Consider the following 23,160-nt stretch of genomic DNA (forward strand, 5'->3'; position numbering starts at 1 on the left):
CCCACACGTCGTCCGGTGGGCGACACCCGTCCGGCGGCGCCTGTTACGATCGGTGGCAGCGAAGGGGAGTAGTCCCGAGAACCGCTGGTCGACACACTGGACGTCCTAGGACATCCCGGCCACCGGGCCGCCGCATACTTTGCGGGGGCGGACGAGACCTTCGGCCAAGGCATGATCGCGGCCCGCACTGTTCTGTGGGCCGCTCCATCGTGCCGGGTCGAATGGTTCCTCCCGTCGCCCTCCGGGTGCCGCACGAGCTACGGCCCGGCCCCGGCAGAAAGCCAAGTCAATGACCTTCGACCCCCTGGCGATGCTCACCGCCTTCGGGCTGATCTTCCTCGCGGAGCTCCCCGACAAGACCATGTTCGCCTCACTGGCCATGGGCACCCGGATGCGGCCGCTGTATGTGTGGTTCGGTACGTCCACGGCCTTCCTCGTGCATGTCGCCATCGCCGTCGGCGCCGGCAGCCTGCTCAGCATGCTCCCGGGGATGGCCGTCAAGCTCGTGTCGGCCGCGCTGTTCGCGTTCGGCGCCTTCGTCCTCCTGCGGGGCGGGGACGATGACGACGAAGAGGACGGCGGCAAGACGGTCACCGGCTTCTGGCCCGTCTACACCACCGCCTTCATGGCCGTCTTCATCAGCGAGTGGGGCGACCTCACCCAGATCACCACCGCCAACCTGGCCGCCAGCAACGGCTGGCTGCCCACCGCCATCGGTTCGGCCCTCGCGCTGATGTCGGTCTCCGCGCTCGCCCTGCTGGTGGGCCGCTTCATCGCGCAGCGCGTACCGCTGAAGACCGTCCAGCGCATCGGTGCCGCGTGCATGGCGGGCCTCGCCATCTGGACGCTCATCGAGGCGTTCACCCTCTGAGTCAGGCCGAGGGAGGGGCGGGCGTGGCGAAGTAGTGGCCTTCGTCAAGGTCGTCGATCAGCCCCGGTCCGGTCGGCCGCCAGCCCAGCAGTTCGCGGGTGTGGGCGCTGGAGGTGGGCGAGTCCAGGCCGAGGAAGCCGGCCAGCCACGTGAAGTGGGCGGGTGCGTCGTCCGGGGAGACGGAGACCACGGGCAGGCCGAGGTGGCGTCCGATCACCTCGGCGACATCCCGGATCGGCACGCCCTCCTCCGCGACCGCGTGCAGTGTGGAGCCGGCCGAGGCGCCCTCCAGCGCCAGGCGGAACAGATGCGCGGCGTCGGAGCGGTGGACGGCGGGCCAGCGGTTGGCGCCGTCACCGATGTGGCCCGAGACGCCCTTGGCGCGGGCGATCGCGACCAAGGACGCCATGAAGCCCTGGTCTCCGTCGCCGTGCACCGTCGGGGGAAGGCGTACGACGCACGAGCGGACGCCCCGGTCCGCGAGGGCGACCGTCGCCCACGCGTTGGCCTGCCGCATGGCCGGGCCGCCGGTCGCATGGGCGCCGGCCGGACCGGACGCCTGGCCGTCCGCCTGCCCGTCCTCCTCGGTGGCCGGCCGCCCCGGCGCCGGCCCGAGCGTCCCGGAGGCGATGAGGAGCGGGCGGTCCGAGCCGGCGAGCGCGTCGCCGAACGTGTCGATGGCGCGCCGGTCCGCGCCGGCGGCGTCCTCGAAACCGCCGCTGAACGCGATGTCGTGCTTGAAGGCGAGATGGATCACACCGTCGGACTCGGCCGCGGCGGCGCGCAGGGTGTCGAGATCGTCGATCGTGCCGCGGCGCACCTCGGCGCCCGCCTCGGTGAGGACGGCGGCCGAGGCGTCGGAGCGGGCGAGCCCGACGATCTGGTGGCCGGCTTCGATGAGTTCCGGGACAACGGCCGAACCGATCCAGCCGGACGCGCCGGTGACGAACACACGCATGAGAAGTACTTCCGGGTCGGTGGATGGACGGGCCGGCCGATGATCCGGTCGGCCCGAGCTGTCATTTGGATTCCTCGCGGGCCCGCAGCAGCTTGGTGATCTGTCTGACGAGCTCGTCGTCGCTGGTCACCGGCTTGTCGGTGACCAGGGCACCAAGTCGCTCGGCGGTCTGGAAGTCGTAGGCGCGCTCACTCTCCGTACCGGGAACGCGGCCGTACGCCTCCTTCGCACGGAAGCCGACCGTCGATTCGACCGCCTTGGCGATGAGCCAGGTGAGGGTGAAGGAGAACGCGATCACCGCGAGGATCGCCAGGAGCTGCTTGCCGAGCAGACCCCAGCCGCCTCCGTAGAAAAGCCCCTTCTGGCCGCTGATCCGCGCGGTGGCGAACAGGCCGACCATGATCAGTCCGATGAGACCGCCGACACCGTGCACGCCCACCACGTCGAGCGTGTCGTCCACGTTGAAGCGGAACTTGAGCGTGATCGCGAAGGCGCAGACCGCGCCGACGACGAGACCGGTGATCACCGCGCCGAGCGTGTTGATCTCACCGCAGGCGGGGGTGATGGCGACCATGCCCGCGACGGCGGAGGAGACGACCCCGACGGTGGTGACCTTGCCGGTACGCCACTTCTCGACCAGCGGCCAGGTGACCATGGCGCCGGCGGCGCCGAGCTGGGTGTTGATGAACGCGGCAGCCGCGGTGCCCTGATCGCTGAGCGCCGAACCGGAGTTGAAGCCGAACCAGCCGAACCACAGCAGCGCGACACCGAGGACGACGAGGGGAATGTTGTTGGGCCGCTCCTCGCGGCGCGCGAAGTCGCGCGGGGCCCGTAGCACCAGGGCCACGGCGAGCCCGGCGACTCCGGAGTTGAGCTCCACCGGCAGACCACCGGCGAAGTCGAGCGCGCCGAGATGCTTGACGATCCAGCCGTCCGGGTCGAACACCCAGTGCGCGAGGGGGATGTAGACGATCAGGAGCCACAGGACGACGAAGACGAGCCAGCCCTTCATCGTGGCGCGGTCGGCGATCGAACCGCTGATCAACGCGACCGTGATGATCGCGAAGCCCATCTGGAACGTGCCGTAGATGAACGTGGGGATGTGACCGGTCAGTGTGTTCAGCTCGATGCCGCGCATGAACGCGTGATCGAGATTGCCGATGAGCCCGGCGCCGCCGACGTCGGGGCCGAACGCCAGCGTGTAGCCGACCGCCCACCACAGGAGCGTGCCGAAGGCGAGCGCGGCGAAGCTCATCTTGATCATCATCAGGATGTGCTGGGTGCGCACCATGCCGCCGTAGAAGAACGCCAGCCCCGGCGTCATCAGCAGCACCATGGCGGTGGAGGCGAGCAGCCAGGCGGTGTCACCGGAGTCGTACGCGGGTGGCATCGGCGCGGGAGCGGTGTTCATCGGCGGATACCTCATAGGGGTGGGGGGAGTTGGGGCTCGGCGGTGCCGGGGCACGTCTCGCGATTACGTCGTGCGCAATTACGTCCTGTTCGGTCATGTCTTGCGCGGTTACGTCTTGCGCAGGTCGGGGGCCGGGTGGCCGGTGAGCAGTCGGCGTACGGCGTGCCAGGCGGCGGTGTGCGCGGCGGCTACCCGCACGGGGCTGTCGTCCAGGAGCCGGAGCCAGGCACCGCAGTCCCTCGGCAGGACGCTGACTCCGTACAGGACTCCGAGCCCGGCCAGCGCCTCGTGCAGGGTGTCGGCGATCTCGGTGGCGGGAGCGCGGTCGGAGACGACGAACAGCGACGCGACGTGGTCGTGCCCGGCGAACACACCGGGGCCGACCACCCCAACACCGGCTCCCCGCTCCCCCGGCGGTGCCAGGCGCAGGGTGTCGATGGCCAGCAGCGTGCCGTCGGGACGGCTGATCCGAAGGTCGGTGGCGAGGACCCGGTAGTCGTGGCGCTCGCCTCGGGCGAGCCGCCCTGCGGTCAGCGTGTCCCCGACGACGACGCTGGCGTCGGGCGCGACCGTGACCTCGGTGCGCTGGTAGAACCTCGAGTCCTTGAACGGGATCAGCGGGTCCGGCAGATACTCCACGTACGCGCCCGCGCCCGCCGTCAGATGCACGCGCTGGCTCGCGTAGTCGTGCTCCATCCGGAAGACCTTGGTGGCCGCCTGGGTGGTGAGATGCACCTGGGTGCCGGGCCCGCAGCGGAAGTCCATCCGGTAGCGGTCGGCCTGGGCGATGCCGCCGCCCGTCGCCATCAGATAGACGTAACTCATGCCGGGCAGCTCGGGGTCGATCCACAGCGGGCGCATGATCTGCAACGGCGTCTTCTGGTAGCGCTCAACGAGCTCGGTGCGCCCGTCCCGTACGGCGAAGGCCAGATCGAGGATGCCGACCTTGGCGGGTGAGCCGGGCGCGAGTGTGTCGGGTACGGAGGCCAGGGCCGCCACCTCCGGGGGGACCCGGACCACGCGGTAGTGGCCGGGCGCGAGCCGGTCCGGCCGGGGCGGGGCCGACGGCATGTCAGATCAACGCCTTGCGGCGCGATGCGAGGTAATCGGCGATGTCCGCGATGCCCACACCGGTGAGACAGTCGGTGAGGACGACGGGGCGGTTCTCGCGTACCCGGTAGGCGTCGGACTCCATGACGCCGATGTCGGTGCGCACATACCGCGCGATGTCGATCTTGTTGATGACGAGCAGATCGGAATCGGTGATGCCGGGGCCTCGTTTGCGTGGCATCTTCTCGCCCTCGGCGGTGTCCAGGACGAAGAGGAACAGGTCCACCAGAGCCGGGCTGAAGGTGAGCGTGAGGTTGTCGCCGCCGGACTCGTAGAGCAGGGTGTCGGTGTCCGGGAAGCGCTCCAGCATCTCGGCACCGGCCGCCAGATTCATCGTGGGGTCGTCGCGTACGGCGGTGTGCGGGCAGGCGCCCGTCTCGACGCCGACGACACGTTCCGGCTCGAGAACACCGGCGAGGGTGCGGCGGATGTGCTGGGCGTCCTCCTGCGTGTAGATGTCGTTGGTGATGACGGAGGGGCGGTGGCCACGCTCGATCAGCAGCGGTACGAGCGCCTCGATGAGCGCGGTCTTGCCGGAGCCGACCGGCCCGCCGACGCCGACCCGCAGTACGTTGTCGTCCATGGTGCTCCCTGGGTTGTGACGGAGTGTCAGCTCGCGAACAGCCGTGCGTCGGCGCGTTCATGACGGCCCGACATGATGTCCGAGGCGAAGACGGTGGCGCCGACGTCGGCGAGTTCACGCCGTAGCGCGGCGTCGACGGCCGCCTCGATGACGGGGGCCGCCCCGCGCAGCAAGGTCTGTGCCTTGCGGTGGTCGGTGAGCCGCAGACGCAGGGCCGCGCCCGCGAAGCTCACACAGAAGGCGAAGAGGTCCGAGGCGACCGACTGGCGGACCGGGACACCTGTCGCCGCGTAGATGACCCCCGCGGCCACCGCCTGGGTGCCGGGCGCCTCACCCCGTACGACACGCTCGAAGTGGTCGTCGATCTCCGGCCGGTCGAACACCTCCCGTGCGAGGTCGAGGAGTTGGCGGCCGGTCCGGGTGGCCGCCTGGCGTGTCTCGCGGCTCAGCTTGGTGGCGAACAGATACTCGTCGATCGCGGCGACGGCCGCCGCGTCGCCCGCCAGGGTCGCCCGGTGCGCGAGGGCGAGCGCGGTGGCGTCGGCCGGGCCGACGCCGTGCAGCAGCAGGTCTTCGAGCAGGAGCGGCAGGGTGGCGGAGTCGACCGCCTTGGCGTGGGCGAATCCCTCCAGGCTGTGGGACAGCGTGTAGAAGCCGCTCGGGAACGCCGAGTCGGTCAACTGGAGGCTGACCAGAAGGGGGCCGAGTCCTGCGGCTCGGACGTCCGTCGTCGGGGTGGGATCCGGCGGGGTGTCGCTCTCGTCGCGGTACACCGCCTAGGCCAGGAAGAACAGATGGTTGAGGGGCAGTTCCTCGGCCGGATCGATGGTGGCCACCTTGCCGTTGAGCGTGACCTTGAACGTCTCCGGGTCGACCTCGATGTCCGGCAGCGTGTTGTTGCGGACCATGTTGTGTTTGCCGATGTTGCGGGTGCGGCGTACCGGCAACACCTTGCGCTCCAGGCCCAGTTCGGCCGGGACACCGGCGGCGATTCCGGCCTGGGACATGAAGGTGGCGTGGGTCGCCTGCAATGCCTTGCCGTACTGCCCGAACATCGGCCGGTAGATCACCGGTTGCGGCGTCGGCAGCGAGGCGTTGGGATCGCCCATCTGCGCCCACGAGATGATGCCGCCCTTGATCACCATCTTCGGCTTGGCCCCGAAGGAGTGGATGGGCCAGAGCACGATGTCGGCGAGCTTGCCCTTCTCGATCGAGCCCACGTGGTCGGCGATGCCGGTGGCGATGGCCGGGTTGATGGTGACCTTGGCGAGGTAGCGCAGCACCCGCTGGTTGTCGTTGCGGGCACAGTCGCCCTCCATCGTGCCGAGCTTGTCCTTGCAGTGGTGGGCGACCTGAAAGGCGCGGGTGACGGACTCGCCGACCCGGCCCATGGCCTGCGAGTCGGAAGAGATCATGCTGATGACGCCGAGGTCGTGCAGCACCGACTCGGCGGCGATCGTCTCGGCTCGGACACGGCTGTCGGCGAAGGAGACGTCCTCGGGGATGTCATGGCTGAGGTGGTGACAGACCATGACCATGTCGAGCAGTTCGTCCACCGAGTTCTTCGTGTACGGCAGGGTCGGGTTGGTGGACGACGGCAGTACGTTCGGCTCGCCCGCCACCCGCATGATGTCGGGTGCGTGACCGCCGCCCGCGCCCTCGCTGTGGAAGGTGTGGATGGTGCGGCCGTCGATGGCGGAGCGGGTGTCCTCGAAGAAGCCGCTCTCGTTGAGGCTGTCGGTGTGGATGGCCACCTGGACGTCGTAACGGTCCGCGACACTCAGCGCGTTGTCGATCACGGCGGGGGTCGCGCCCCAGTCCTCGTGGACCTTCAGGGCACAGGCACCGGCCTCGATCTGCTCGTTGAGCGCTTCCGGGAGGCTGCCGTTGCCCTTGCCCATGATGCCCAGATTGATCGGGAACCCCTCGGCCGCCTGGAGGAACCGGGCGATGTTGTACGGGCCGGGTGTGCAGGTGGTCCCGTTCGTACCGTCCGAGGGGCCGGTGCCACCGCCGATGAGGGTGGTGATGCCGTTGGTGAGCGCCTGCTCGGCCTGCTGCGGCGCGATCAGATGGACGTGGCTGTCGATGGCGCCGGCGGTGGCGATCAGATGCTCACCGGCGATGGCCTCCGTGCCGGGCCCGATGACCAGATCCGGGTGGACGTTGTTCTGTGTCTGCGGATTGCCCGACTTGCCGATGCCGGCGATGAAGCCGTCCTTGATGCCGATGTCGCACTTGACGACACCGACGACCGGGTCGATGACCACGACGTTGGTGATGACGGTGTCGAGGGCGCCCTGGGCGCTCGTGGCCTGCGGGTCGGCGGCCATGCCGTCACGCATGGTCTTGCCACCGCCGTAAAGGACCTCGTCCCCGTACTGGCCCTCGCTGAAGTCCTTCTCGACCTCGACCACGAGGTTGGTGTCGGCGAGGTGGAAGCGGTCGCCGACCGTGGGGCCGAACATGTCGGTGTACTGCTTGCGCGGCAGGATGGGCATCAGCGCGAACCCTTCTTCTTCTTCCCCTTGGGATTCTTGGTGTCTTTCGTGGTCCGGGTGCTCCGCGTCGGTGCGCCGCCGGGGTCGTCGCCGGAGTCGTCGCCGGCACTGTTCTGAGCGCCTTGGAAGCCCTGCTCGATCGCCTTGCGGACCGCTTCGACCTTGGCCGGATTCGAGGCGAGGCTGCCGTTGAGCAGTCCGCTGAAGCCGACGAGGCGGCCGGTTCCGGCGTACGCGCACAGCTCCACCTCGCGCGTTCCGCCGGGCTCGATGCGTACCGAAGTGCCGGCGGGGATGTTGAGGTGCATGCCGAGCGCCTTCCGGCGGTCGAACGACAGCGCCGAGTTGACCTCGAAGAAGTGGTAGTGCGAGCCGACCTGGACCGCACGGTCGCCGGTGTTGCTCACGGTCAGCTTGACCGTGCGGCGACCGGCGTTGATCTCGATCGGTTCCTTGCCGTAGAGGTACTTCTGATGGAACGTCATGCGGTGCTCCTGATGGCTCGGGCGGGGGCGGGGTGCGGATGTCCGTGGGCGTGGACGTTGGCGTGGTCGTGGCCCTCGCCCGGTGGGTGGGTGTGGGAGTGTCCGTGGCTGTCGGCGGCGGTCAGGCCGGCCGCGATGCCGTCGTCACCGTGCTCGTGCCGGCGCCGCCGGGCGTCGGCCACGCGCTCGGCGAGCACCCGGGCGAGCGCGGCGGGCGGAATCGACGGGCCCGCGCTTTCGACCCGTACTCCGGACAGACCACTCGTATCCGGCACGTCCGGCACGTCCGGCACATCCCGGACGTCCGGCACGTCCGGCACATCCACCTGCGCGAACGCCGCCGGGAGCAGCACCACATGCGACGCGCCGAGCAGTCCGCAGCGCCGGACCCCCTCGGCGAGGTCGGGATCCCCTCCGGTGAAGGCGACCTCGACCAAGGCGTGGCCGCCGTAACGGCGGACCAGACTCGCGACCCGGTACAGCTCGGCGTCTTCGAAGGGACCGCCGGCCGGCGCGGTGACGAGCAGGGCGGCGGTGTCCGGTGTACGTCCGGCCGCCGCGCGCAGCCAGGCGATCAGGTGCTGGGAGGTGCCGAACGGCTCGGCGAGCACGGTCCCGGAGCGTTCGGTGGCGGGCAGCGCGCGCAGGGTGCGGGCGGTGTCCGCGACGAGCTGCGGGTCGCGGCCCAGTGTCATCGGTACGACACAGCTCTCCCGGCCCCGGCGGTTCAGTGCCGCGAGGGTCCGGTACAGCTCGCGCCCGTTCGGCACGACGGTCACCGCCGGGTCCACCAGAGTGTGCAACGCCCTTCCGTACGCGGCCTCGTGGCCGCATACGGCGATCACTTCGCAGCGGTCGGACACCGGCACCGGGCTCAGCCGCCGATGGGGTCGTGGCAGGACACCAGTTTGGTGCCGTCCACGAAGGACGCCTCGATCTGGAGCAGTCCGAGCATGTCCCGTACGCCCGGCATGGTGTCGTCCTCGCCGACGATCCGGCGGCCGAGTTCCATGCAGTCGGCGACGCTCTTGCCCTCACGCGCGGCTTCCAGGATCGCCTCGCTGATCAGCGCGACGGACTCGCTGTAGTTGAGTTTGAGACCGCGGCTGCGGCGCTTGCGGGCCAGGTCGGCCACGACGTACACCAGCAGTTTGTCGATCTCGCGCGGTGCGAGGTTCATCGTGGGTGCCTTCCTCGGGGAGGTGCGGGGGCGGGTGGGGGACGGTGGCGGCCGGGCCGTCAGCCCGACCTGTTCAGGCGCGGCAGCAGCGGGACGGCCGCCATGAGCACCCAGGTCGTGAGAATGAACGGCCAGGTGAAGGTGTGGCCGCCGAACGAGGTGAAGAACGAGGTCAGCGCGGCCGTCAGGCCGGTGGTGGCCGCGGCTCCGAAAACGGCGTACGCGCCGTTCCACACCGTGCCGGTGAGGAAGACCGCGCCGACGGCGATGGCCACGAGGACGGCGTTGTATCCGTAGATTCCGTCGGCGATCAGCGCGGTGGGTGCGCCGAGCGCCCAGGCGGCGAGGATCCCGACGACGCTGCCGGCCGCCGCGTACAGCACGACGCGCACTCCGGCGAAGGCGAGGCCGACGAGCATGATGAGCCCGACGTACCAGGTGTCCACCAGGAAGACCTGCGACACGTTGCTGAAGAAGGCGTGCCACAGGTCGTCCCAGGAGATTCCGGTGTCCCCGCCGGTGGCGCTGGACACGGGCTTCGGCGCGCCGTGCCAGATCCGGTCGAAGGACGGCGCGCCGAGCGCCATCACGCCGGAGACCAGGCAGAACGGCGCGGTGAGCGGCGTGAGGCCGTAAGGCTTGAGCACGGTGGTCAGCGCCGCCATCAGCAGGGTGCACATGATCGCGCCGACGACCGTGAGCACGTACGTCGCCGGGTGGTACCCCAGCGATGTGACCAGCGCGATGCCGGTGAGACAGCCGCAGTACCCCTGGAGACCGAGGGCGATGCCGGACCGGTCGACGCCCAGCGCGTAGGCGCTCGCCGTCGCGACGAGGGTGCCGAGGGTGGCGAAGAGGCCGATCCGCCAGCCCGCCGTCCAGAGCCCGGCGACAATGAAGGCGCCCGTCCACAGACTCGCCTGGAGGTCCACCTGCCCGAAGCCGCGCACCGACGCGAGAAGGTAGGCGGTCGGCTGCCGGCTCTCGAGGTTCCGGACGACGTCCGGCTCGGCGAGGGACAAGGGAGGCTCCAACAGCTCGGCAGAGAAAGCCCGCTCGCATCACGGCACGGAGAAGGCAGAAGACCGCACATCGCCATCAATGCATGTGATGAGCCGCTTTTCGCGCTGCGTGGGGTTTCCTTGCGCTGTTCGGGTCGAGGCAGGCGGCCGACTGTGTGGTGGCGTGGTGGCTGTCGGCGTCCAGGGCGCTACGACGCGCTACTCACCCGCTACGGGGCGGGTGAGCCGAGCGAGATACATGTCGATGGCCGAGACGCGGCCGGGCAACGGCACTGTCAGGTCCCACCAGCGCGCCGCCGCGATCTCGTCGCTCGCCCGGAAGGGGCGGCGCACCAGGGCGTCCCCGGTGAACAGGGCGCCGTATTCTGCGCGCCGCTCGGGCCCCAGCAGGAAGCCGGCGTGGCCGACGAACCGCAACGGACCGCCGGGCTCCTGCCCGCTCTCCTCGAACAGCTCGCGCACGGCCGCCTGCCGCGGGCTCTCCCCCGGTTCGATCATGCCGCCCGGCAGCTCCCAGTGCTCCCGGAACCGGTCGTGGACGACGACGACCTCGCCCCGGTGCCACAGCGCGGTCAGAGCCAGGGGCGTGGGGGCGTCACCAGGGAGGACGCCTTCCACGCCGGGCGTGAACGAGACCAACGCGTTGCCGCGGCTGTCGACGGCCAGAGGTCCGGCCGAGGGATCGGGCATCCGGGCCTCCTCTTCCACGACCACGACCATGGCAGGTCGCCGGGCTCCGTGGACAGAGCGCCTACGGGGTGTCCGGAGGTGCCGGGAGGTTCATGGCCGCGAGGCGGGCCGGGTCGCTCACGGAGATGAGCGCGACGATTCGGCCGTCCGCCACGGTGCACGCCATCACGCCCAGCGGCTTGCCGGTCGGGCCCCACGCCACGATGCCGGGCTCGCCGTTGACGAGGGCGAGGCGTGTGGTCACCTCGGCACGGGCCGCGTGCTGGGCCCGGCCTGCCAGCTCGGCCGCTCCCAGCCGTACGACCACACCGTGCGAGGTGTACGCGCGCCAGGTCACGTCCGGGTCCAGCAGCCGTAGCAGCCCTTCGAAGTCGCCGCCGCGCGCCGCCGCGAGAAACGCGTCGACCACCGCCCGCCGCTTGCGCCGTTCGTCGGTCGGACGAGGCGTGTCCTGCACCTTCCTGCGGGCCCGGCTGGCGAGCATCTTGGTGGCGTCCGTGGACCGGTCGATGATCTGGCCGATCTCCTCGAACGGCACCGCGAACATGTCGTGCAGCACGAAAGCCAGCCGCTCGGTGGGGCGGAGGGTGTCGAGCACCACCAGCATCGCCAGCCCGACCGATTCGGCGAGCAGCGCGTCGTCCTCGGGCGCTCCGCCGGTGTCCTCGGCCACCACCAGATCGGGCAGCCGGTCGTCGTACGGTGCCTCGGGGCGGGCCTTGCGCGAGCGCAGCACGTCGATGCAGACCCGGCCCACCACGGTGGTCAGCCAGCCGGCGAGGTTGTCGATCCCGGCCGCGTCCTGGCGCGCCAGTCTCAGCCAGGCTTCCTGCACGGCGTCCTCGGCGTCCGCCCGCGATCCGAGCATCCGGTAGGCCACCGCCACGAGGCGCCCGCGCTGCTTCTCGAAGGCTCCCGCCAGGGCTTCGTCCGGGCCGGGTCCGCTCATGATGTTGCCTTCCTCGAGCGAGTTCCGTAGCGAGTTCCGTCACGAGTAATGACGAGCCGGAAGGGCGAAGGTAACCGTTGAAGATCGAGATCAGGGGTCACGGCGCCGACGCGTACACCGAATGCGCGCAGCGGTGCCGGGGCTTCGCTCACCGTCACGGAAGCAGTCAGCGCGTTCGCACCGGACACCCTCGCCGGCCGGGCCGCGCCGGCGAGCACCGACAGGGAGGTGGGGCCGCCGCCCAGGTGCAACCGGTGTCCTCGCGGCCGTGGCCGCCGGAGCGGGGCGCGAAGGGCACGCCGTGCTTCGCGCACCGGCCGACCGCGGCCGACCGCGGCCGGCACGTCCTTCGGGGCGCCCGTGGCGGGCAGGCTCACGATGGAGCGGCGGAAGGAGGCGAGCGAACTACGGCACCCCGGGGCCGTGCCGGTTCACGCGAACGGACATGCCGGAATCAGCCCGGTCGGCGGACGGATCGGCCCAACTCGGCTGCCCTGACCACACGTTGGGCGAAGACCTCCTCGCGCCGGTCCGCCATCTGCCGCAGCGCGTCCTTGCGGTCCCGCTTGGAGAGCCGGTCCAGATAGGTGTGGCCGATGAGGTGGTCACTCTCGTGCTGGAGGCACCGGGCGAAGTAGCCCGCCCCCTCGATGACCAGCGGGTGGCCGTCCTTGTCGAATCCGCGAACGACGGTCCGGTCGACGCGGGGGACCTGCATGACGGCACCGGGCACCGAGAGACAGCCCTCGAACTCCTCCACGAGCCGGCGGCTGCCCGGTTCGGGTTGGTCCAGAACGGGGTTGACGATATGGCCGACGTGCCGCACCCCGTCGTCGTCCGGGCAGTCGTAGACGAACAGCCGCAGGTCGACGCCGATCTGATTGGCCGCCAGACCGGCGCCCTCGGCCACGTACATCGTCACGAACATGTCGTCGATCAGCGTCGACAGCTCGGGGGAACCGAAATTCGTCACCTCCCGGCACGGCCGGCTCAGGACGTCCTCACCCACCACCGTGACGCGCCGCACCGACCCATGGCCAACAGACATACGTGTCCCCCATCCGGTACCTGGCTTCTCCAGCAAGAACGGCCACTTGCCAAGCCCTTTGCAAAGTAGCAGACTTTGCAAAGTGACTGAAGACGACGTCAACACCCCGCACGACCACACCGACCACACCGACCACACCGGCGGCAGCACCGGCGGAGAGCTTCGTACGCACGAGGTCCGCGCAGCGCTGCTGGATCTACTGGCCGAGGTCGGCACCGTCACGGCGACCGAAGCCGCCTCCCGACTGGGCCACAGCTCCGGACTCTGCTCATTTCACCTGCGGCAGCTCGCTCGTCACGGATACATCGAAGAAGCCCCGCACACCGGGGGCCGCGCGCGCCCCTGGCGGCTGAGGCAGCACAGTCCCGCTGTCGGGGCGCCCACGGAAGGGCAGTTCGGCGACTTGGCCCGGGGGCTGGAGGACGAGAGCTGGCAGCGGTGGCTCGCCCAGCGGGATGACGCACCGTCAGAATGGCGCCACGACGAGGCTTTCAGCGCCGTCGCCTACCTGACGCCCGAAGAGATGAGCCGGGTCGCCGACGTGATCCGGCGGGCGCTCGCGCCGTACCGGAACCGTGAACAGCGCCCCCTGGCCCGCCCCGACGGCGCCCGGCCGGTCGCGCTCATCACCCGGCTGTTCCCCCTGCTCCCCCACGCGGCGGACGAGGCCGAATTCAGGCCGTAGGGCCGGTGCGCGTACAACCGTTCTTCATCAACAGGCGTCTTGGTTTTCGAAGGACCGTTCATCACAGGACACCGTTCGTTCACCCACGTCCCACAGAGGTTCCGCGATGCCGACTCCCCCACACATCCGTCGCACCACTCGCACCACTCGCAACTCCCGTACTACGTCGGTCACCGCCGTCGCCGCGATCGCCGCGCTGAGTGGCGCCGGTCTGATCGCACTGGGCGCGGCCCCCACCGCCGTCGCCGATGAGCCCGCGCCCGCCCTGGTTCTGGGTGACATCGCCCCGATCGACGGTGTGAAGCCGGGCAGCAGCTTCGATCCGCCGGTCACGGTGTCGAACAAGGGCACCGAGGCCGCCGACAAGGTGTGGGTTTACTACTCCGTCACCCGGGGACTCGATTACGCGGCGATTCCGTCCAACTGCCAAGCGCACCAGGTCCCTTCCTACGACGAGATGACCGAGAAGTCGAACGTGGTGTGTGAGTTCGACCAGTCGGTGGCACCCGGCGGTGTCGGTTACGTACCCGAGAAGCCACTCTCCATCAAGGCACTGGACCGCGCGCTCCACGACGACTTGCGCGTAAGCGTCTCGGACACCCATCCGGAGCTGGACGAGAACGCCACCACGCCGGTGGCCGGAACCGCGCCGCCGGTGAAACTGGTGGAGCGTCAGGGCGGCGGCAAGGCCACGGAGAGCGCGGTCGATGTGCCGGTCACCTCTGTCAACACGGCCGACTACCAGGTGACGGGAGCCAAGTTGGCGGGTCGCGTCGGCGATACGGTGGCGCTGAAGGTGAAGTTCACCAACGCCGGTCCCGCCTGGGTGTTGACCGGGTACGAGGACCCCCTCGTCAGTGTCCTGGTCACACCCCCCGCCGGAACGTCGGTCGTCAAGGCGAACGGATACTGCGAGCCCAAGGGCAAGGCGTATGCGTGCGGCGTCAGTCAGCGGTGGATCGATGAGGGCAAGGGCGAGACCTACACCTTCCAGTTGAAGATCGACAAGCAGGTGGCGGGCGCCAAGGGCTCGGTGGCGCTGAGCGATGAGGCGCGGCCGTTCGACCCCGACAAGGCCAACGACAAGGCCGCCATCACGCTGGACGTGACGGGCGGCGGTGGGGCGTCCGGATCAAGCGGCTCGGGCGGATCGAGCGGATCGAGCGGCGGCTCGGGTGGCTCGACCGGCGGCTCGGGCGGCTCGACCGGCGGCAGCGGAGGCAGCTCAGGCACCGGCGGCTCGGACGGGGGCTCCTCGGCGACCGGTGGTTCCGGTTCCTCCTCGGCCGGCGGTGCCGGGTCGAGCACGACCGGCGGCGACCTGGCCACCACCGGTACCTCCTCCTCGACGCTGCCGATCGCGGCGGCGGCCGGCGCGGCGGTGGTCGCGGGTGCGGGCATCCTCTTCGTCGTACGGCGCCGGGCCCAGAACCGGGACTGAATCCGGCGGTGTCGACGGCGCCCCCGCGGGCAGCAACTCGTAGGGGCGCCGACGGCGGGCGCTCGCGTGGTGCCGAGCCGAGGAGGTTGGAGTGCGGGATCCGGCTGCTCCGATGGGGCTGTCCTCGTCGGCGCTCGTGGTCGTGTTCGCTGTCGGGCTGGCGGCGCTGTGGGTGGTGACCTGGTTCGCGCGGCGCGGCGTACGGCACGGGGCGCCGCCCGACCCACTGCCCACGCTCAGCACGGCCGAGTTGGCGTATCTGCACGGTGGTGAGTACCGGCTGGCGGAGATCGAGTTGGCGCGCCTGTTGTCCGAGGGGAAGCTGCGGATCAGCCGACCCGGCATGGTCGTCGCCACCCGAAGGGAAACGGGCCTGGCCGGGGTGCTCCTGGACGCCGCCGGCCAACCGGCTCGGCCGGGCGATCTGCTCTCCGTGGCGCAGCGTGCGCCCGAGATGGAACCGCTGGTCAGGCGGTTGCGGGCCGAGGGGCTGATCACCTCGGCCCGGCGGCGGGCGCTGCGGTGGTGGGGCCCGCAGACGTTGCTGGCCGCCTGGCTCGTGGCCGGGGTGGCGTGGCTGGTGAGCGGCGCCCGGTCGGGGGCCGGGACATGGTCGGTGAACGGTCCGGTGGTGGTGTTCGTACCGGAGATGGTGGTGGGTGGCCTGAGCTTCGCGATGCTGTGCGACGACCCCGGCGCGTTCCGTACCCGGGCCGGTACGGCGATCGTCCGGGCGCTGCGCCGGACCCGGGAGAACGACGCCGCGCCCGGTGACGAAGTGGCCGCCCTCTACGGCCCGTTGCTACGTGGCCCCGCCGGGACGGTGGCGGTGTCGGGCCTGTCCGCCTACCCGGATCAGGAGGTACGGAACGCGCTGGACAACCCACACAGTCAGTGGGCGGGCGGCGGCCCCTGACGGGCCCCGCGCGCCTGCCTGGTTCCGGTCAGGCGGAGGCCAGGCAGGCCGCGCCGATCAGGCCCGCGGCCGGGCCGAGGGCGGCGGGCAGCAAGGGGGGCGCGTGCGGGCGGGCCGCGCTGCCTTCGGCGTAGGCGGCCTCCATCGCCGACCGCACCGGGCCCGGTGCCGTACCGAGGCCGCCGCCGAGAACGATCGCGGCGGGGTCCAACAGCTTGACGGCCATGGCCAGTACGGTGCCCAGCGCGGCTCCCGCGGTGGCCAGGACGCGGTCCGCGTCCGGGTCGCCGCGCTCCGCCAGCTCGGTCACCTCGCGGGCGCCGGGGGTGGTGACCCCGCCGAGCGCTGTGCGCCGGTCACCGATGCCCCGGCCCGAGCAGTACTCCTCCAGGGTGCCGCGCCAGTCGGGGTCGACCGACGCCGGGACCTCGAAGGCGCCCAGCGCGATGGCCTCACCGCGCCGTCCCGGTACGGGAGTTCCGCCGAGCACCACGGTGGACGACAGCCCGGTGCCCAGTGACACGTAGAGGAAGTGGTCCAGGCCGCGCCCGGCGCCGTAACGGGCCTCCCCCAGCGCCCCGCAGCGCACGTCGGAGCCGACCGCGACGGATATTCCGGGCAGTTCGCCGGCCAACACCCGCTGTGGCTGGATGTCCCAGGCGAGCACTTCACGGCTCGTCAGCACTCCGTCCGGGGCGACATATTCGGGAAAACCCGCGCCCAGGGCGGTGACGGTGAGTCCGCGGCGGCCGGCCTCGGCCAGCAGCCCCCGGGCGGCGGCCACGGTGCCGGTCAGGCCCGGGTCACGCAGCCGCCCGTCGACCGCCGTGGGGCGCTCGTCCTGGTGCAGGACGGTGCCGTCGGCGGTCACCAGACCTGCCGCGATCTTGGTTCCGCCGACATCCAGGGCGGCGGTGACTTCGGTGGTGCTCACGGATCCTTCTCTCGTACACGGGACGCGGGACGCCTCAGCGGCGCTGACGCGGTGTCAGTCCGCGGAGCGGTGCAGCGTCGCCTCGAAGCGGTAGGCGTCGCCCCGGTACACCGCGCGCCCCAGCAGCACCGGAACATCGTGCGGATCACAGGTGACCTCCTCGCCGACCAGGACGGGGGTGCCGACCGGGAGCCCCAGCAGTCCCGCCAGCGCCGGGTCCGCGCCGTCCGCCCGCGCCGTGTAGGCGCTGCGCGTCACCCGTATTCCGGCGATTTCCTCCAGCACCGCGAACAGGGAGCGGTCGGTGAGGTCCGCGGTCTCCAGGCCGGGTGCCCGGGACCGGATCAGCACGGTGGTGTCGACGCAGACCGGCACCTCGTCGAGCCCGCGCAGCCGGGAGATCTCCAGGACCTCGGAGGCGGGCGCCACCCTCAGCCGGGCGGATTCGTCGTAGGTCGCGGGGCGCACCGTGCGGTGCAGTATCCGCGCGGTGGGCCGTAGCCCGCGCTCGCGGGCGATCTCGGTGAAGCTCTTGAGGAGGCTCGGGGGCTCGCTGACCACGTCCGTCGAGACGTACCAGCCGCGCTGGGCGGAGGCGTTCACCCGCCCTTCGGACTCGAGTCTCGCCAGCGCGTGCCGAAGGCTGCTGCGGCTCACTCCGACCCGGGTGGCCAGCGCGCGCTCGCCCGGCAGTCGGCTGCCCGGCATCCAGACCCGGCGGTCGAGGAGCTGTACCAGTTCATGGTGGGCGAGTTGCACGGCGGGCCCCAGGGCTGATGGGGCGTCGTATTCGGTCACGGCAGGAAAGTACCAGAGCAACCAGTCTCCAGACCAGATGCCAATCTGGTACAGACTCTGGACTATCTGGTCTGACTTACTCCATAATCCGGACAACGCCGAAGAGGCGGAATTCCTGGTTCCTCTTTCGGGGTGCCTCCGTGTTCCGCGCCGCCCTCATTCCGCACAGCCAAGGAAGTCTCAGATGCCGGTGACCTCACCCGTCCGTCTCGCCGTGATCGGCGCGGGGACCATCTCCCAGTCGGTGCACCTGCCGGCCGTCCAGCGCCTCGGCGGCCTCTTCGAACTCGTGACGGTCTGCGACCTGTCGCCCTCCCGGGCCGCCCAGGTCGCCGCCGGAGCGGGTACGAACGTGCGCTCCACCCATCGCTACGAGACGGTCCTGGCCGACCCGGACGTCGACGCCGTCCTGCTGGCCACCCCGGGCACCCACGCCCGCGCCGCCCGCGCCGCGCTGGAAGCCGGAAAGCACGTACTCGCCGAGAAGCCGCTGTGCCTCACCACCGCCGAGGCCGCGGAACTGGGCGCGCTAGCCGAGTCCAGGGGCCTGGTCCTCCAGGTCGGCTACATGAAGATGTACGACCCGCTGACCGAAGTCGCCGCCGCCGAGCTGGCCCGGCTCGACACCCCGCGCACCGTCCGCGTCACCGTGCTCCACCCGGCCGACGAGCCCCAGGTCGAGCATCTGCGCATGTCCCGCCCGGCCGACGACGCCGACATGTCGGTGGTCGACACCGAGCTGGCCTACGAGGCCGAGCGCACCGTCGAGGCCATCGGCGAGGTCCCCGCGCCCCTCGCCGGCTACTACCGCGACGTCCTCAACGGATCGGTCATCCACGAGCTTTCGGTGCTGCGCGCCCTCGGCTTCACCCTGCCCACCTCCTTCGACTCCGCCGAGCTGTGGCCCTGGCCGGTCGAGGGCGAGCCGCCGTGCCTGCTGGCCACCGGCGACCTGGGCGACGGCGCCAGGCTGGTCATCAACTGGAACTGGCTGCCGGACCACCCCGAGTACGGCGAGGAGATCGCGGTGCTGGCGCGCGACGGGCGGCTGCGCCTGGACATGGCGGCCCCGTATCTGGTCGATGTGCGCAGCTCACTGCGGGTGGAGCGGGCGGAGAACGGCGTACGCCACGACTCCACCCTCAAGCACGGCCACGACACCGGTTTCGTCCGCCAGCTCGAAGAGTTCGCCGCCTCCGTACGGGACGGCGCCCCCGTCCGCTCCGGCGCGGCCGGCGCGGCAGAGGACATCCGCTGCCTCCAGGCCCTGATCGCCGCCCTCGCGGAGCGCGAAGGCGTACGGGTCGGCGGGGAAGCGGCCGGAGAGGAGAACGGCAAGTGACCACGGACCAGCAGCTCACCACCACCACTCCCGGGCCGCGGCTCGGCAACGCCCCGGTCAGTTACGGCGTCTACGGGGAGGGCGCGGGAGGTGCCGGCACCTCCCCGGACGCCCTGCTCGCCTCGATGGCCGAGGCCGGTTACGAGGGCAGCGAACTCGGCCCGCCCGGATTCTTCGGCACCCCCGAGGAGACCGCGGCCGCCTTCACCCGCCACGGCCTGACCGCGGTCGGCGCCTACGTCCCGGTCCACTACGCGCTCGGCGACGACGTCGTCGCGTACGACCTGCGGCGGATGGAACAGACCTGCCGCGAACTGGCCGCCTGCGCCGAGCGCTCCGGCGAGAGGCCGCTGGCGATCCTCGCCGACGAAGGCAGCCAGGCGCTGCTGGAGAACCCGGCCCGCCCCTGGGACGACCGGTCGCTGGCGCTGGACGAGGCCGGCTGGCGGCGGCTGGCCGAACTCTCCGCGCGCGCCGTCGAACTGGCCGGCTCGTACGGGCTGCGCACCTCCTTCCACCCGCACATCTCCACGTACGTCGAATCGCCCTGGGAGGTCGACCGGCTGCTCGATCTCACCGAGGTCGGGCTGACGCTGGACATCGCGCACATCCAGCTCGCCGGCGGGGACCCGGTCCAGTGCCTGAAGAACTGGCGTGAGCGCATCAACCATGTGCATGTGAAGGACGTCGAGATGGACGTCATCCGCCGGGCCAAGGCCGAGGGCCGCAAGGACTTCGACACCTGGTGGGCGGACGTCTGCGTGCCCTTCGCCACGGGCGATGTCGACATCGACGCCTTCCTCGCCGAACTGCTGCGCGGCGGCTACCGCGACTGGCTGGTGGTCGAACAGGACCGCGCGCCGACGCCCGCGAAGGACTACCCGCGGGTGGCCGCCGAACAGGCCGCGAACCACGAATGGCTGGCCGCCACCGTCGCCGCGTACCGGTGAACCACCCATGGGCCGTGCCCATCCCCACCCACGTATGTCACCGCTGCCCACCGGTCCGCGACGATGCGGGCCGAAAAAAGTCGGAGCACCCATGAAGAAGCCGCGTTGGAACAGGGTCGCAGGCATCGCCCTGACCGCCCTCCTGGCAAGCGCTTGCAGTGTCCCGGGGGCGGGCGGTCCCGCCGCGTCCTCCGGAATCCAGGGGCCTCGTATCACCGAGCCCGTCACGCCCGAGGACGTGGCGGAGATGGGTGACACCACCCTGCGCGTCCTCGCCGACGCCGGTGAGGAGAACACCCTCAAGAAGCTCGTCCCGCTCTACGAGAAGAAGTACCCGAACGTCAAGGTCGACGTCGCCACCAAGGGCTTCGACGACCTGATGAAGACCGTCGTCAACTCGATGTCCGGCTCGGACGCCCCGGACCTGGCACAGGGCAATCAGGGGTACGGCACCGACGGCCCGCTGGTCGAGGCCGGACTGCTGCGCCCGCTGGACGACGTCATGCGGGCCTACGGGTGGGAGAACACCTTCACCGACGGCGCGCTCAAGCAGTTCCGCTGGTCGCCGGACGGTTCGATCTTCGGCTCCGGCAGTCTCTACGGCATCAGCCCGGCCACCGAGTTCGTCGGCGTCTTCTACAACACCAAGACGCTCGACAAGCTGGGCATCGAACCCCCGAAGACGTACGAGGAGTTCACCCGGGCACTCGACAAGGCCAAGGACGCGGGCACCCAGCCCCTCATGCTCGGCAACGCCGAGAAGTACCCGGCCAGCCAGGTCATCGGGCTGGTCCAGGCCCAGAACGTACCCAGCCGCGACGTCCGCTCCTGGATCAGCGGCGTGCCCGGCGCGACCATCGCCGACCAGGGCACCGTGGACGCGGCCAAGACGGTCCAGGACTGGGCGAAGGGCGGCTACTTCGGCAAGGGCTACGACGGCATCAGCTCCGACGACGCCGTCACCAAGTTCAGCCAGGGCCAGGGCGCGTTCCTGATCGCCGGCTCCTGGAACGCCCCCGCGCTCCAGGAGTCCATGAAGGGCGAGGTCGGCTTCACCCTGCCCGCCCGCGCCGACGGCACCCGCGCCTCGGTCGGCTCGATGGGCCTGGGCTGGCACATCTCGGCGAAGACCGAGAACACCAAGGCCGCGGTCGCCTTCCTCGACATGCTGATGAGCAAGGAGTTCGCCCAGGTCATCGCCGACGTGGGCCGTACCCCGGTCACCGGCGGCAGGGACGTCAAGGCGGCCAGCCCGGTCGTGGAGCAGGTGAACGACATCGGTCTGAAGCTGCTCGCCGACGACGGCCAGAACTTCTATCTGGACTGGGCCTCCACCACGATGTACGACACCGTGGGCGCCACCACCCAGGATCTGCTGTCCGGTCGCGGCACCCCGGAGGGCTTCGCCCAGGGCCTGCAGAAGGACTGGCTGGCCTTCGCCAAGAAGCAGCGCGCCGACGCCGAGGACGCCTCATGAGTGCCCGCCCGGCGGCCGACCCGACGGCCGGGACCGGGAGAGCGGCCAAGGCTCCCGCGGCCACCGGCCCGAAGGACCACCAGGGCCGCGTACGCGCCTGGGCCACCCGCCAGTACTGGCCGGCGTTCCTCTACCTCGCGCCCGCCGCGGTCTTCTACACCCTCTTCGTACTGCGCCCGATCGGCCAGACCGCCTGGATCTCGCTGTTCCACTGGGACGGCATCACCCTCGGCAAGTGGGCCGGGTTCGACAACTACACCGCCCTGCTGCACGACGACCGAATACCCGCGGCGCTCGGCCACTCCCTGGTCTTCCTCGTCTTCTACGCCGTCTTCCCGGTCGCCATCGGCCTCGGCCTGGCCGCCCTGATCTCCCGGATCAGGGTCCGTGGCCTCGCCTTCTTCCGCGCCGTGCTCTTTCTGCCGCAGATCCTCGCCACCGTCGTGGTCGCGGTCTCCTGGCGCTGGGTGTACGACATCGACGGACCGCTCAACGCGGCGCTGCGCGCCGTCGGCCTCGGCTCCCTCACCCGTGCCTGGCTCGGCGACTACTCCACCGCGCTCCCGGCGGTCGGGCTCATCGGTACCTGGGTGATGTTCGGCCTGTGCATGGTGCTCTTCCTGGCCGGTGTGCAGAAGATCCCGGCGGAGCTGTACGAGTCGGCGCAACTGGACGGCTGCGGCCCGATCCGGGAGTTCTTCACCGTCACCCTGCCCGCGCTGCGCGGCGAGATCTCCATCGCCCTGGTACTCACGGTCACCTACGCGCTGCGCAACTTCGACCTGGTGTGGAACACCACCGCCGGCGGCCCCGGCTCCTCCACCTCGGTCCCCAGCGTCTTCATCTACCAGGGCGCGTTCCTCACCCGCGAGGTCGGCGCCGCCTCCGCGATCTCCATCTGCCTGACCGCGGTCGTCCTCGTCGTCACCGCCGTGATCATCCGCGTGGTGCGCGGGAAGGAGAGCTGACGGATGACCGTCAACAGCAGTCGCCGCCAGAGTGTCATCGGCCATGCCGTCCTGTGGGGTGCCGCGCTCATCGCGCTCTACCCCTTCGTATCCGTCCTGCTGCTCGCGCTGAGTGAGCCGGGCAGCCGCCAGAGCGGCTTCTCGCTGCCCACCTCCATCAGCTTCGCCAACTTCGCCGAGGCATGGGACCGCGGGCTCTCCGCCCAGCCGCTGATCTCCAGCATGCTGGTCGCCGTCTGCGTGGTGGTCGGCACCATCGCGCTCGCCGTCCTCGCGGGCTACGCCTTCTCCGTCTTCCCCTTCCCCCTGAAGGGGGCCCTGCTGGTCCTGCTGCTGGCCGGACTGGTGACGCCGTACGAGGCGACCGTCATCCCGCTCTACCACCAGCTCAAGTCCTGGGAACTGATCAACACCTACTGGGCGCTGATCCTCCCGCAGATCGGCCTCTCCCTGCCGTTCGCGATCTTCTGGATGCGGACCTTCTTCGACTCCACGCCCGCCGCGATGCGGGAGGCCGCCGCGATGGACGGCGCCTCGAAATTCCGTACCCTCCGGTCGATCCTGCTGCCGATGGCGATGCCGGCCATCGGGGCCCTCGCCGCCCTGCTCTTCCTCTTCGCATGGAACGAGTTCCTGCTGGCGCTGGTGCTCGTACCGGACGACGCGAGTGTGCAGACCGCACCGCTCGCCCTGTCGTTCTTCGCGGGCAACCGCCGCAACAGCGACCCCGGCGTCACCGCCGCCGCGGCCGTCCTGGTCGCACTTCCCGTCCTCATCAGCTACATCGCCCTCCAGCGCCGCATGATCCACGGAATGCTCGCCGGGGCCGTGAAGGAGTAAC

General features: G+C 70.6%; 24 protein-coding genes. 9 read left to right on the forward strand and 15 right to left on the reverse strand.

Features of this window, described 5'->3' with window-relative positions; all coding sequences use genetic code 11:
• The first annotated feature begins 289 nt into the window (after positions 1-289).
• Entirely contained in the window at positions 290-871 is a 582-nt protein-coding gene (locus tag OG329_RS04535; RefSeq protein WP_405793015.1) for a TMEM165/GDT1 family protein, read from the forward strand.
• 1 nt (position 872) lies between these two features.
• Here the strand turns inward: OG329_RS04535 and OG329_RS04540 are convergent, their stop codons facing one another.
• The 13 genes from OG329_RS04540 to def form a co-directional block, all read right to left on the reverse strand.
• Entirely contained in the window at positions 873-1,829 is a 957-nt protein-coding gene (locus OG329_RS04540; RefSeq protein WP_405793016.1) for an SDR family oxidoreductase, read from the reverse strand.
• 61 nt (positions 1,830-1,890) lie between these two features.
• A complete protein-coding gene (locus tag OG329_RS04545; protein WP_405793017.1) occupies positions 1,891-3,240 on the reverse strand; it encodes an ammonium transporter in 1,350 nt (449 codons plus the stop codon).
• A 108-nt stretch (positions 3,241-3,348) separates the two neighbouring features.
• Positions 3,349-4,311, reverse strand: a complete 963-nt coding sequence (locus OG329_RS04550; RefSeq protein WP_405793018.1) for an urease accessory protein UreD — start codon at positions 4,309-4,311, stop codon at positions 3,349-3,351.
• Position 4,312: 1 nt separating this feature from the next.
• Positions 4,313-4,933, reverse strand: coding sequence for an urease accessory protein UreG (ureG, locus tag OG329_RS04555; protein ID WP_405793019.1), 621 nt, complete (start codon positions 4,931-4,933; stop codon positions 4,313-4,315).
• 26 nt (positions 4,934-4,959) lie between these two features.
• A complete protein-coding gene (locus OG329_RS04560) occupies positions 4,960-5,706 on the reverse strand; it encodes an urease accessory protein UreF (RefSeq protein WP_405793020.1) in 747 nt (248 codons plus the stop codon).
• A gap of 3 nt (positions 5,707-5,709) precedes the next feature.
• The gene (gene ureC, locus OG329_RS04565) at positions 5,710-7,434 is read right to left on the reverse strand and encodes an urease subunit alpha (RefSeq protein ID WP_405793021.1); all 1,725 of its coding nucleotides are present in this window, start codon (positions 7,432-7,434) and stop codon (positions 5,710-5,712) included.
• The gene (locus OG329_RS04570; RefSeq protein WP_405793022.1) at positions 7,434-7,919 is read right to left on the reverse strand and encodes an urease subunit beta; all 486 of its coding nucleotides are present in this window, start codon (positions 7,917-7,919) and stop codon (positions 7,434-7,436) included. Before OG329_RS04570 ends, ureC begins: the two co-directional genes overlap by 1 nt.
• Positions 7,916-8,782, reverse strand: a complete 867-nt coding sequence (locus tag OG329_RS04575) for a sirohydrochlorin chelatase (protein WP_405793023.1) — start codon at positions 8,780-8,782, stop codon at positions 7,916-7,918. Before OG329_RS04575 ends, OG329_RS04570 begins: the two co-directional genes overlap by 4 nt.
• A gap of 11 nt (positions 8,783-8,793) precedes the next feature.
• Positions 8,794-9,099: an urease subunit gamma gene (locus tag OG329_RS04580; RefSeq protein WP_405793024.1), complete on the reverse strand. Its 306-nt coding sequence runs from the start codon at positions 9,097-9,099 to the stop codon at positions 8,794-8,796.
• Between the two features lie 59 nt (positions 9,100-9,158).
• On the reverse strand, positions 9,159-10,121 hold the full coding sequence (locus OG329_RS04585) for an urea transporter (protein WP_405793025.1): 963 nt from the start codon (positions 10,119-10,121) through the stop codon (positions 9,159-9,161).
• 198 nt (positions 10,122-10,319) lie between these two features.
• Entirely contained in the window at positions 10,320-10,811 is a 492-nt protein-coding gene (locus tag OG329_RS04590) for an NUDIX domain-containing protein (RefSeq protein ID WP_405793026.1), read from the reverse strand.
• Positions 10,812-10,872: 61 nt separating this feature from the next.
• On the reverse strand, positions 10,873-11,760 hold the full coding sequence (locus OG329_RS04595; protein WP_405793027.1) for a sigma-70 family RNA polymerase sigma factor: 888 nt from the start codon (positions 11,758-11,760) through the stop codon (positions 10,873-10,875).
• Between the two features lie 454 nt (positions 11,761-12,214).
• Positions 12,215-12,808 carry a peptide deformylase gene (def, locus tag OG329_RS04600; protein WP_405793028.1) on the reverse strand — a complete coding sequence of 198 codons (594 nt, stop codon included), beginning with the start codon at positions 12,806-12,808 and terminating at the stop codon, positions 12,215-12,217.
• Positions 12,809-12,890: 82 nt separating this feature from the next.
• Here def and OG329_RS04605 point away from each other — a divergent pair, with 82 nt between their 5' ends.
• The 3 genes from OG329_RS04605 (at position 12,891) to OG329_RS04615 (ending at position 15,850) form a co-directional block, all read left to right on the forward strand.
• Entirely contained in the window at positions 12,891-13,493 is a 603-nt protein-coding gene (locus tag OG329_RS04605; protein ID WP_405793029.1) for a winged helix-turn-helix domain-containing protein, read from the forward strand.
• Between the two features lie 106 nt (positions 13,494-13,599).
• Complete coding sequence (locus OG329_RS04610) at positions 13,600-14,934, forward strand: LAETG motif-containing sortase-dependent surface protein (RefSeq protein ID WP_405793030.1); 1,335 nt, start codon at positions 13,600-13,602, stop codon at positions 14,932-14,934.
• A 91-nt stretch (positions 14,935-15,025) separates the two neighbouring features.
• Positions 15,026-15,850 (forward strand): TIGR04222 domain-containing membrane protein, encoded by an 825-nt coding sequence (locus OG329_RS04615; RefSeq protein WP_405793031.1) that lies wholly within the window; start codon positions 15,026-15,028, stop codon positions 15,848-15,850.
• A 28-nt stretch (positions 15,851-15,878) separates the two neighbouring features.
• Here OG329_RS04615 and OG329_RS04620 read toward each other — a convergent pair whose 3' ends face one another.
• Positions 15,879-16,784 carry an ROK family protein gene (locus OG329_RS04620; RefSeq protein WP_405793032.1) on the reverse strand — a complete coding sequence of 302 codons (906 nt, stop codon included), beginning with the start codon at positions 16,782-16,784 and terminating at the stop codon, positions 15,879-15,881.
• Between the two features lie 54 nt (positions 16,785-16,838).
• Positions 16,839-17,582, reverse strand: a complete 744-nt coding sequence (locus tag OG329_RS04625; RefSeq protein WP_405793033.1) for a GntR family transcriptional regulator — start codon at positions 17,580-17,582, stop codon at positions 16,839-16,841.
• A 184-nt stretch (positions 17,583-17,766) separates the two neighbouring features.
• Here OG329_RS04625 and OG329_RS04630 point away from each other — a divergent pair, with 184 nt between their 5' ends.
• The 5 genes from OG329_RS04630 to OG329_RS04650 all read left to right on the forward strand — a co-directional run bounded on the left by OG329_RS04630 (position 17,767) and on the right by OG329_RS04650 (position 23,159).
• Complete coding sequence (locus OG329_RS04630; RefSeq protein WP_405793034.1) at positions 17,767-18,924, forward strand: Gfo/Idh/MocA family protein; 1,158 nt, start codon at positions 17,767-17,769, stop codon at positions 18,922-18,924.
• Positions 18,921-19,874, forward strand: coding sequence for a sugar phosphate isomerase/epimerase family protein (locus OG329_RS04635; protein ID WP_405793035.1), 954 nt, complete (start codon positions 18,921-18,923; stop codon positions 19,872-19,874). The genes OG329_RS04630 and OG329_RS04635 overlap by 4 nt, the downstream gene beginning before the upstream one ends.
• 91 nt (positions 19,875-19,965) lie before the next feature.
• A complete protein-coding gene (locus tag OG329_RS04640) occupies positions 19,966-21,351 on the forward strand; it encodes an ABC transporter substrate-binding protein (protein ID WP_405793036.1) in 1,386 nt (461 codons plus the stop codon).
• Positions 21,348-22,319 carry a carbohydrate ABC transporter permease gene (locus OG329_RS04645; protein ID WP_405793037.1) on the forward strand — a complete coding sequence of 324 codons (972 nt, stop codon included), beginning with the start codon at positions 21,348-21,350 and terminating at the stop codon, positions 22,317-22,319. Before OG329_RS04640 ends, OG329_RS04645 begins: the two co-directional genes overlap by 4 nt.
• A gap of 3 nt (positions 22,320-22,322) precedes the next feature.
• Complete coding sequence (locus OG329_RS04650; RefSeq protein WP_405793038.1) at positions 22,323-23,159, forward strand: carbohydrate ABC transporter permease; 837 nt, start codon at positions 22,323-22,325, stop codon at positions 23,157-23,159.
• The last annotated feature ends 1 nt before the right edge of the window (position 23,160 follow it).

Source organism: Streptomyces sp. NBC_01506 (genome assembly GCF_045040295.1).
Classification (GTDB): Bacteria; Actinomycetota; Actinomycetes; order Streptomycetales; family Streptomycetaceae; genus Streptomyces.

Excerpts from the sequence above, each read along its gene's own strand:
- OG329_RS04595 (WP_405793027.1), bottom strand. The coding sequence starts at position 11,760 with ATGAGCGGACCCGGCCCGGACGAAGCCCTGGCGGGAGCCTTCGAGAAG.
- OG329_RS04545 (WP_405793017.1), bottom strand. The coding sequence starts at position 3,240 with ATGAACACCGCTCCCGCGCCGATGCCACCCGCGTACGACTCCGGTGAC.
- def (WP_405793028.1), bottom strand. The coding sequence starts at position 12,808 with ATGTCTGTTGGCCATGGGTCGGTGCGGCGCGTCACGGTGGTGGGTGAG.
- OG329_RS04580 (WP_405793024.1), bottom strand. The coding sequence starts at position 9,099 with ATGAACCTCGCACCGCGCGAGATCGACAAACTGCTGGTGTACGTCGTG.
- OG329_RS04550 (WP_405793018.1), bottom strand. The coding sequence starts at position 4,311 with ATGCCGTCGGCCCCGCCCCGGCCGGACCGGCTCGCGCCCGGCCACTAC.
- ureC (WP_405793021.1), bottom strand. The coding sequence starts at position 7,434 with ATGCCCATCCTGCCGCGCAAGCAGTACACCGACATGTTCGGCCCCACG.
- OG329_RS04645 (WP_405793037.1), top strand. The coding sequence starts at position 21,348 with ATGAGTGCCCGCCCGGCGGCCGACCCGACGGCCGGGACCGGGAGAGCG.
- OG329_RS04630 (WP_405793034.1), top strand. The coding sequence starts at position 17,767 with ATGCCGGTGACCTCACCCGTCCGTCTCGCCGTGATCGGCGCGGGGACC.
- ureG (WP_405793019.1), bottom strand. The coding sequence starts at position 4,933 with ATGGACGACAACGTACTGCGGGTCGGCGTCGGCGGGCCGGTCGGCTCC.
- OG329_RS04590 (WP_405793026.1), bottom strand. The coding sequence starts at position 10,811 with ATGCCCGATCCCTCGGCCGGACCTCTGGCCGTCGACAGCCGCGGCAAC.
- OG329_RS04535 (WP_405793015.1), top strand. The coding sequence starts at position 290 with ATGACCTTCGACCCCCTGGCGATGCTCACCGCCTTCGGGCTGATCTTC.
- OG329_RS04650 (WP_405793038.1), top strand. The coding sequence starts at position 22,323 with ATGACCGTCAACAGCAGTCGCCGCCAGAGTGTCATCGGCCATGCCGTC.
- OG329_RS04640 (WP_405793036.1), top strand. The coding sequence starts at position 19,966 with ATGAAGAAGCCGCGTTGGAACAGGGTCGCAGGCATCGCCCTGACCGCC.
- OG329_RS04610 (WP_405793030.1), top strand. The coding sequence starts at position 13,600 with ATGCCGACTCCCCCACACATCCGTCGCACCACTCGCACCACTCGCAAC.
- OG329_RS04540 (WP_405793016.1), bottom strand. The coding sequence starts at position 1,829 with ATGCGTGTGTTCGTCACCGGCGCGTCCGGCTGGATCGGTTCGGCCGTT.
- OG329_RS04570 (WP_405793022.1), bottom strand. The coding sequence starts at position 7,919 with ATGACGTTCCATCAGAAGTACCTCTACGGCAAGGAACCGATCGAGATC.